Source organism: Tersicoccus solisilvae (assembly GCF_014643255.1).
In the GTDB taxonomy this organism is placed as follows: domain Bacteria; phylum Actinomycetota; class Actinomycetes; order Actinomycetales; family Micrococcaceae; genus Tersicoccus; species Tersicoccus solisilvae.
In genome coordinates, this window is sequence record NZ_BMJI01000017.1 from 65,580 (window position 1) to 72,078 (window position 6,499).

Annotated in this window: 8 protein-coding genes; 5 read left to right on the forward strand and 3 right to left on the reverse strand. The window is 71.2% G+C overall.

The window, feature by feature from the left end; translation table 11 throughout:
* Positions 1-38 precede the first annotated feature (38 nt).
* The 3 genes from IEX22_RS12180 to IEX22_RS12190 all read right to left on the reverse strand — a co-directional run bounded on the left by IEX22_RS12180 (position 39) and on the right by IEX22_RS12190 (position 2,310).
* Entirely contained in the window at positions 39-272 is a 234-nt protein-coding gene (locus IEX22_RS12180; protein ID WP_188668678.1) for a hypothetical protein, read from the reverse strand.
* Positions 269-1,660 carry a glycosyltransferase family 2 protein gene (locus tag IEX22_RS12185; RefSeq protein ID WP_229660001.1) on the reverse strand — a complete coding sequence of 464 codons (1,392 nt, stop codon included), beginning with the start codon at positions 1,658-1,660 and terminating at the stop codon, positions 269-271. Before IEX22_RS12185 ends, IEX22_RS12180 begins: the two co-directional genes overlap by 4 nt.
* 188 nt (positions 1,661-1,848) lie before the next feature.
* Positions 1,849-2,310, reverse strand: coding sequence for a MarR family winged helix-turn-helix transcriptional regulator (locus IEX22_RS12190; RefSeq protein ID WP_188668680.1), 462 nt, complete (start codon positions 2,308-2,310; stop codon positions 1,849-1,851).
* 126 nt (positions 2,311-2,436) lie between these two features.
* On the opposite strand from IEX22_RS12190, the gene IEX22_RS12195 reads away from it, so the two are divergent.
* Genes IEX22_RS12195 through IEX22_RS12215 form a run of 5 tightly spaced genes read left to right on the forward strand, consistent with a single transcriptional unit; the run spans position 2,437 to position 6,411 of the window.
* A complete protein-coding gene (locus IEX22_RS12195) occupies positions 2,437-3,369 on the forward strand; it encodes an SDR family NAD(P)-dependent oxidoreductase (RefSeq protein ID WP_188668681.1) in 933 nt (310 codons plus the stop codon).
* Complete coding sequence (locus IEX22_RS12200; protein WP_306464454.1) at positions 3,366-4,268, forward strand: amidohydrolase family protein; 903 nt, start codon at positions 3,366-3,368, stop codon at positions 4,266-4,268. Before IEX22_RS12195 ends, IEX22_RS12200 begins: the two co-directional genes overlap by 4 nt.
* Entirely contained in the window at positions 4,265-5,449 is a 1,185-nt protein-coding gene (locus IEX22_RS12205) for an acyl-CoA dehydrogenase family protein (protein WP_188668682.1), read from the forward strand. The genes IEX22_RS12200 and IEX22_RS12205 overlap by 4 nt, the downstream gene beginning before the upstream one ends.
* A gap of 33 nt (positions 5,450-5,482) precedes the next feature.
* A complete protein-coding gene (locus IEX22_RS12210; RefSeq protein ID WP_188668683.1) occupies positions 5,483-5,938 on the forward strand; it encodes a MaoC family dehydratase in 456 nt (151 codons plus the stop codon).
* Positions 5,938-6,411 carry a DUF3237 domain-containing protein gene (locus IEX22_RS12215; RefSeq protein ID WP_188668684.1) on the forward strand — a complete coding sequence of 158 codons (474 nt, stop codon included), beginning with the start codon at positions 5,938-5,940 and terminating at the stop codon, positions 6,409-6,411. The genes IEX22_RS12210 and IEX22_RS12215 overlap by 1 nt, the downstream gene beginning before the upstream one ends.
* Positions 6,412-6,499: the final 88 nt, after the last annotated feature.

The following is a 6,499-nucleotide window of genomic DNA, read 5'->3' on the forward strand; positions in this document are numbered from 1 at the left end:
GCCGGGCGGCCGGAGACCACCCCCGCCGGGGCGCCGGGCTACAGCTCCCCGTCGGGATAGATGCTGCGGGTCTCCTTCCGCAGCCGCCGGCCGCTGCGGCGCCGCGGCAGCCGGGGCGCCGGCAGGATCTTCGCGATGGTCAGCGCCGCGTACATGACGGTGTTGATGGCGACGAAGGTCGAGAGCACCGCGAAGGCGTGGCCGTAGAGCACGGACTCCGGCAGCAGGATCCCGCGGGGCGCGACCACCGCGGCGAGGACGACGGCGTTCACGAGTTGCCTGCCGTTCCCGGGGCGTCGGTGCGGGCGAGGTGGGTCCACGTCGCCCGGCGCCCGCGGGTGATGTCGACGACGCCCTTGACGAACACGATGTCGAGGAAGAGGTCGAAGCACAGTTCGGGGAACACGGTCAGGGCCAGCACGCGGGCCCGCCAGCCGCCCTTCCAGACGGTGACCAGCCGCTCCACGGCGAACAGGACCCCGACGCCGAGCCAGAACGGGAACCAGATCCACGTGTCCATCGCGACCAGCATGATCACGATCAGCAGCAGATAGGTGCTCAGCCCGATCACGCTGTACCCGATGCCCAGTTGCTGCGCCCAGTAGCGGATGGTCTGGGGTGTCACCCCGTACGCCCCGAGATTCTCCAGGGCGCCGCGCTGCCACCGCAGCCGCTGCTGCCACAGGGTGCGCCACGAGGGCATCAGCTCGGTGACGACGGTGCAGCCCGGCGGGGAGATCATCAGTCCGCCGAGGGACTTCAGCGCGATGGTCAGTTCGTTGTCCTCGGTCAGCGCGGCGGTGTCGTACACGTCCCCGTTGCGGCCGGGGAGCTGCCGGCCCCGGGCGGCGGCGATGGCGCGCAACGCGACCGGCCGGAAGATCGAGGCCGTCCCGGTGAGCACGAAGACCCGGCCGCGGCGTCGGGCGATCTCGCGGCTGTACCGGACGTACTCGTTGCGCTGGAACTGGCCGATCAGACCGTGTCCCTCCTCCCCGTAGAACAGGCCACCGACGGCCATCAGCGCGCGGTCCCACGTGAAGGACTTCTCGGCGGACGCGAGGAAGCCCTGGTCGAGCGTCGTGTCGGCGTCCATCACCATGACGACGTCGTTGTCCTGCTGCTGCGGCAGCAGCGTGCGGAGCACCTGGTTGAGCGCCCCGCCCTTCTTCTCCGTGTTGCCGACGGTCTCGCGCACGTCGACACCGGCCGCACGGGCGAGCTCGACGGTCCGGTCGGTGCAGTTGTCGGCGACGACGATGATCCGGTCCGGCGGGCGATTCTGCTGCCTCAGGGACGCGAGGGTTCCGGGCAGGGTGGCCTGCTCGTTGTGCGCGGGGATCAGCACCGTGATGGTCACCGGCCCGGCGAAAACGCCGCGGGTGGCCTCCATGATGACGCGCGGAGCGAGAGGGCGGGACGACTGACCCGGCGGGGTCCGGCGGTAGAGGGTGGCCACCCGCCGCTCCACGAGGGCGATGCCGGCGCCGAGGAACAGGGCCAACGCACCAGCGATCGCGAGCACGCGCAGGTCCGGCAGGTTGGCGTCGTAGAAGACGTTCCACACCCCCGCGACGCTCAGTTGCACGGGCTCCCACAACTGCGCCGGAACGTTCGCCGCGACCCCCCACCACAGCAGCGCGGCGGCCAGGCCGACCACGCCCAGGATGAGAAGTCCGACGAATCTCTGAAACCAGCGCCCTGCCACGGCACCGAGGGTATCGGGCCGATGCGGCGACGGCGGCTCTCAGCAGGGCGGCCGTGTCGCCGGCCCTCACGACGACCGAGACGATCGGGGGTGCATCCCGCCGTGCACCGACGACGATGGCGCCGTGTGACGAGCGTCGGTCAGCCCCACAGGGCGCGGCGCAGCAGGGCGCGCAGGGTGGCCGCCTCGTCGTCGTCCAGGGCCGCCAGCTGCTCGCGCTCGCGCGCCCGCACCGCCGCCTCGGCCTGCGCGTGGACCCGTTCGCCGTGCGGGGTGGCGAGGACGATCTTCTGCCGGCGGTCGGTGCGCCCCTGCTCGCGGACGACGAGTTCGCGCCGCTCGAGCTCGTCGACCAGCGCGACGATCTGGCTCGGGTCGAGGCTGAGGAACTCGGCGAGTTCGCGTTGCGTCGGTTCCAGCCCGCTGCAGGCCAGCCGCAGCACCGAGTAGGACCGCTCCCGCAGGTCGACGTCGGCGAGCGCGCGGTTGTTCAGCACGGATCCGACGGCGTGCAGCTTGGCCAGCAGCAGGCCGAGGTCGTCGGCGATCGCTGCCTGCGCGAGCCGCGGCGGCGTCGTCTCCACGGCGTCTCCGACGGTCACATGGCCTCCTCGGAAGATTCAGAAATCAATCGTTGACATTTTCAATGATCCATATTCTCATGGAGCATGACAAGGGTCTCACCCCGATCGGTGAGGACCGTTCACGCAGACGCACAGGAGGATCGCATGAGCCTGCAGGGCAAGACCGCCATCGTCACCGGCTCGGGCCAGGGCCTCGGCCTCGCCTACGCCGCCGAGCTCGCTCGCCAGGGCGCCGCCGTGGTGATCAACGACGTGCGCCAGGACGTGGCCGACGCCGCCGTCGCCACCATCACCGGCGCCGGGGGGAAGGCCGTGGCCGTTGTCGCCCCGGTCGGCTCGACCGAGACCGCCCAGCAGCTGGTGCGCGCGGCCGTCGACACCTTCGGCGGCCTCGACATCCTCGTCACCAATGCGGGTGTGCTGCGGGACAAGTCGCTGCTGAAGATGACGGACGAGGACTTCGACGTCGTCATCGACGTGCACCTGCGCGGCACCTTCACGTGCGTCCGGGAGGCCTACGCGTACTTCAAGGAGCACGGCGTCGCGGGACGGATCATCACGATCGGCTCCCCCACCGGCCAGTACGGCAACTTCGGCCAGACCAACTACGCCGCCGCCAAGGCCGGCATCGTCGGGATGGTGCGCACGTGGGCGCTGGAGATGAAGAAGGCCGGCGTCACCGCCAACGCCGTCATCCCCGTCGCCGCCACCGCGATGACCAAGACCGTTCCCTACTTCGCCGCCGCCGTCGAGGCCGACGAGCGCGGTGAGGCGATGCCGCCCTTCTTCCGGCACGACCTCGGTTTCGGGACCGCCGACGACGTCGCCGGTCTGGTCGCGTACCTCGCCTCCGACGACGCCGCGTCCATCACCGGTCAGGCGATCGGCGCCGGCGGGGACCGGCTGCAGCTCTTCTCCCACCCGACCGCCGTCGTCACCGAGTATCGCGAGGGCGGTTGGACGTACGACGCGCTGCGCGAGCAGTTCCCGACGATCGCCGAGGGGAAGCTGGCCCCCGTCGGCGAGACCCTGCCCCCGCTGCCGCAGGACCTGCAGCCGACGGAGAGCACCAAGTGAGCGCCCGCTACGAGCTCGGCGTCGACCCCGACGCCGTCTCCGCGATCGACATGCACGTCCACATCGAGGTGGACGGGCACGGGCACGCGTCCCTGCCGGACTCCCTGACGGAGGCGTCCAGCGCGTACTTCAAGGCCGAGGACCGCAGCCCGGACATCGACACCATCGCCGCCCGCTACCGCGAGTGGGGGATGGCCGCCGTCGTCTTCACCGTCGATGCGCGGACCGCGTTGAAGCACGAGCCGAACAGCATCGAGGACCTGATCGCCGGCGCCGCCCGGAACAACGACGTGCTCATCCCGTTCGGCAGCGTCGACCCGCGCACCGGGGCCGAGGCCATCGCCCGCGCCGAGTACCTGGCCGGCGAGCTCGGGGTGCGCGGCTTCAAGTTCCACCCGAGCCTGCAGGGCTTCGACCCGTCCAACCCCCAGTTTCACGCCCTGTGGGCGGCGCTCGAGCGGATCGGCCTGCCGTGCATCTTCCACACCGGCCAGAACGGGATGGGCGCCGGGCTGCCCGGCGGCGGCGGCATCAAGCTCGCCTACTCCAACCCGCTGCTGCTCGACGACGTCGCGGCCGACTTCCCGAATCTGCCGATCATCATGGCCCACCCCTCGGTGCCGTGGCAGGAGGAGGCCAACTCGATCGCCACCCACAAGGCGAACGTGTACATCGACCTCTCCGGCTGGTCCCCGAAGTACTTCCCCGAGTCCCTGGTCAAGGCGTCCAACCGGATGCTGCAGGACAAGGTGCTGTTCGGGACGGACTACCCGCTGATAACCCCGCAGAAGTGGCTCGGCGCGTTCGAGCAGCAGTCCTTCGCCGACGAGGTGCGCCCGAAGATCCTCAAGGACAACGCGGTGCGTCTCCTCGGGCTGGCCGGGAGCGGGTCCCGGTGACCGAACGCCTCTACGCGGCGTGCGACCCGTACGACCACGAGTCGCTGCTGACCGACGCCGAGCGTGAGGTGCTGTGGGGCCTGCGCCGGGTGCTGGACGAGCAGGCCCACCCGCTGCTCGCCGAGCACTGGGACCGGGCCGAGTTCCCCACGGCGCTGATGGCCCCCCTGCACGAGCTGGACCTGATGGCACCGCCCGCCCTGACGGCCGACGGCGCGGAGCCGCGCGGCCTGTACCACGCTTTCCGCGTGTTCGAGCTGGCCCGCACGGACGCCTCCCTGGCCACCTACTACACCGGCCAGGCGGGGCTGTTCCGCACCGCGGTGCGCGAGGGCGGCACTGCCGAGCAGGTGGCCCGCTGGGACCCGGAGATCACGTCGTGGCGGATGCGCGGCGTGTTCGCCCTGACCGAGCCGGACCACGGGTCCGACGTCGCCGGCGGCCTGGCCACGACCGCCACCCGCACCGGCGACACGTGGGTGCTCGACGGCGCCAAGCGCTGGATCGGCACCGCCACGTTCTCCGAGTACCTCGCCGTGTTCGCCCGGGACACCGCGGACGGGCAGGTCAAGGGCTTCCTCGTACGCACGGACGCGCCGGGCGTGCAGATGGACGTCATCCCGAACAAGGCCGCCCTGCGGATGGTGCAGAACGCCCACATCACCCTCACCGGGGTGGAGGTGACCGAGGAGTACCGGTTGGGCAACTGCACCTCCTTCAGGGACGTGAGCCGGATGTTGCGCCGGATGCGGTCCGACGTCGCGTGGATCGCCGCCGGCGTCCAGGCCGGAGCCTACGAGGCCGCCCTGCGGTACACCACCGAGCGCACGCAGTTCGGCCGGCCCGTCGCCGGCTTCCAGCTGGTGCAGGAGAAGCTCGCCCGGATCCTCGGCAACATCACCGGGTGCCTGGGCCTGCTGACCCGCCTGTCCGTGCAGCAGGACACGGGCGTCTACCGCGACGAGGACTCGGCGCTGGCCAAGTCCTGGTGCGCGGCCCGGATGCGCGAGTCCGTGGCCCTGGCCCGGGAGGTCTGCGGCGGCAACGGCATCACGCTGGACACCGACGTCGCCCGCTTCTTCGCCGACGCGGAGGCCATCTACTCGTACGAGGGCACCCACGAGATCAATTCCCTGATCGTCGGCCGGGCCATCACCGGGCTGAGCGCCTTCACCCACTGACACCCCCCATTCCCGTTCCGGAAGGACCATGCCATGACGACGATGTACACGTTCGACGAGCTGCCCTCGCTGGTCGGCACCACGGTCGGCCCCGGCCCCTGGCGCACCATCACCCAGGAGCAGGTCAACACGTTCGCCGACGCCGCCGACGACCACCAGTGGATCCACGTCGACCCGGAGCGGGCCAAGGACGGGCCCTTCGGTGGCCCGATCGCCCACGGCTTCCTGACCCTGTCCCTGCTGATCCCGCTCTGGGGCGAGCTGATGGACGTGGCCGACGTGACGACGAAGGTCAACTACGGCCTCAACCGCGTGCGCTTCACCGCGCCCGTCCCGGTCGGCTCGCGGGTCCGGATGAGCTCGACCATCGCCGCCGTCGAGGAGGTCAAGGGCGACGGGGTGCAGCTGACCGTGGACCAGACCATCGAGGTCGAGGGCAGCGACCGCCCCGCCGTCGTCGCCACCTTCCTGGCCCGCTTCTACCGCTGATGCGCACGCCGTCGCTGACGCCGTTCTGCACCCTGCGCGTGCAGGTGGCCGCACCGGCCACCATCGGGGACACCACCGACGGCACCCGGCGGATCGTCCCCATCACCGGGGGCACCGTCGCGGGCACCGACCCGGGCGGCCGCCCCTTCACGGGCACGATCCTCCCGGCCGGAGCGGACGTCCAACGCGGCGTCAGCGCGACCGTCACCGAGCTGGACGCCCGCTACGGCATCGCGCTCGACGACGGCGAGCACCTGTTCGTGCACAACGCGGCGGTGCGCTCGGGCTCCGCGGAGGACCTGGCCGCGATCGCCCGGTCCGAACCGGTCGACCCGGCCCGGCTCTACTTCCGCTCCTGGCCCCGCCTGCACGGCACCGGCGAGCGCTGGGCCTGGCTCGCCGGCCGGCTGTTCGTCGGCACCGGCGAGCGCCGACCCGACGCCGTCGACCTCGCATTCTTCCTCCTCGACTGATATGTAGTCGTTCCTGTCAAGGGGGCAGGGTGAAGCGGGGCCCTTCCTGGCCGGGGAGGGCCCCGCTTCGTCGTTCACGGGGTGGTGT

What these genes read in the sequence shown, in the direction of transcription:
- IEX22_RS12210 (WP_188668683.1), top strand. Translation starts at nt 5,483, where the DNA reads ATGACGACGATGTACACGTTCGACGAGCTGCCCTCGCTGGTCGGCACC.
- IEX22_RS12195 (WP_188668681.1), top strand. Translation starts at nt 2,437, where the DNA reads ATGAGCCTGCAGGGCAAGACCGCCATCGTCACCGGCTCGGGCCAGGGC.
- IEX22_RS12215 (WP_188668684.1), top strand. Translation starts at nt 5,938, where the DNA reads ATGCGCACGCCGTCGCTGACGCCGTTCTGCACCCTGCGCGTGCAGGTG.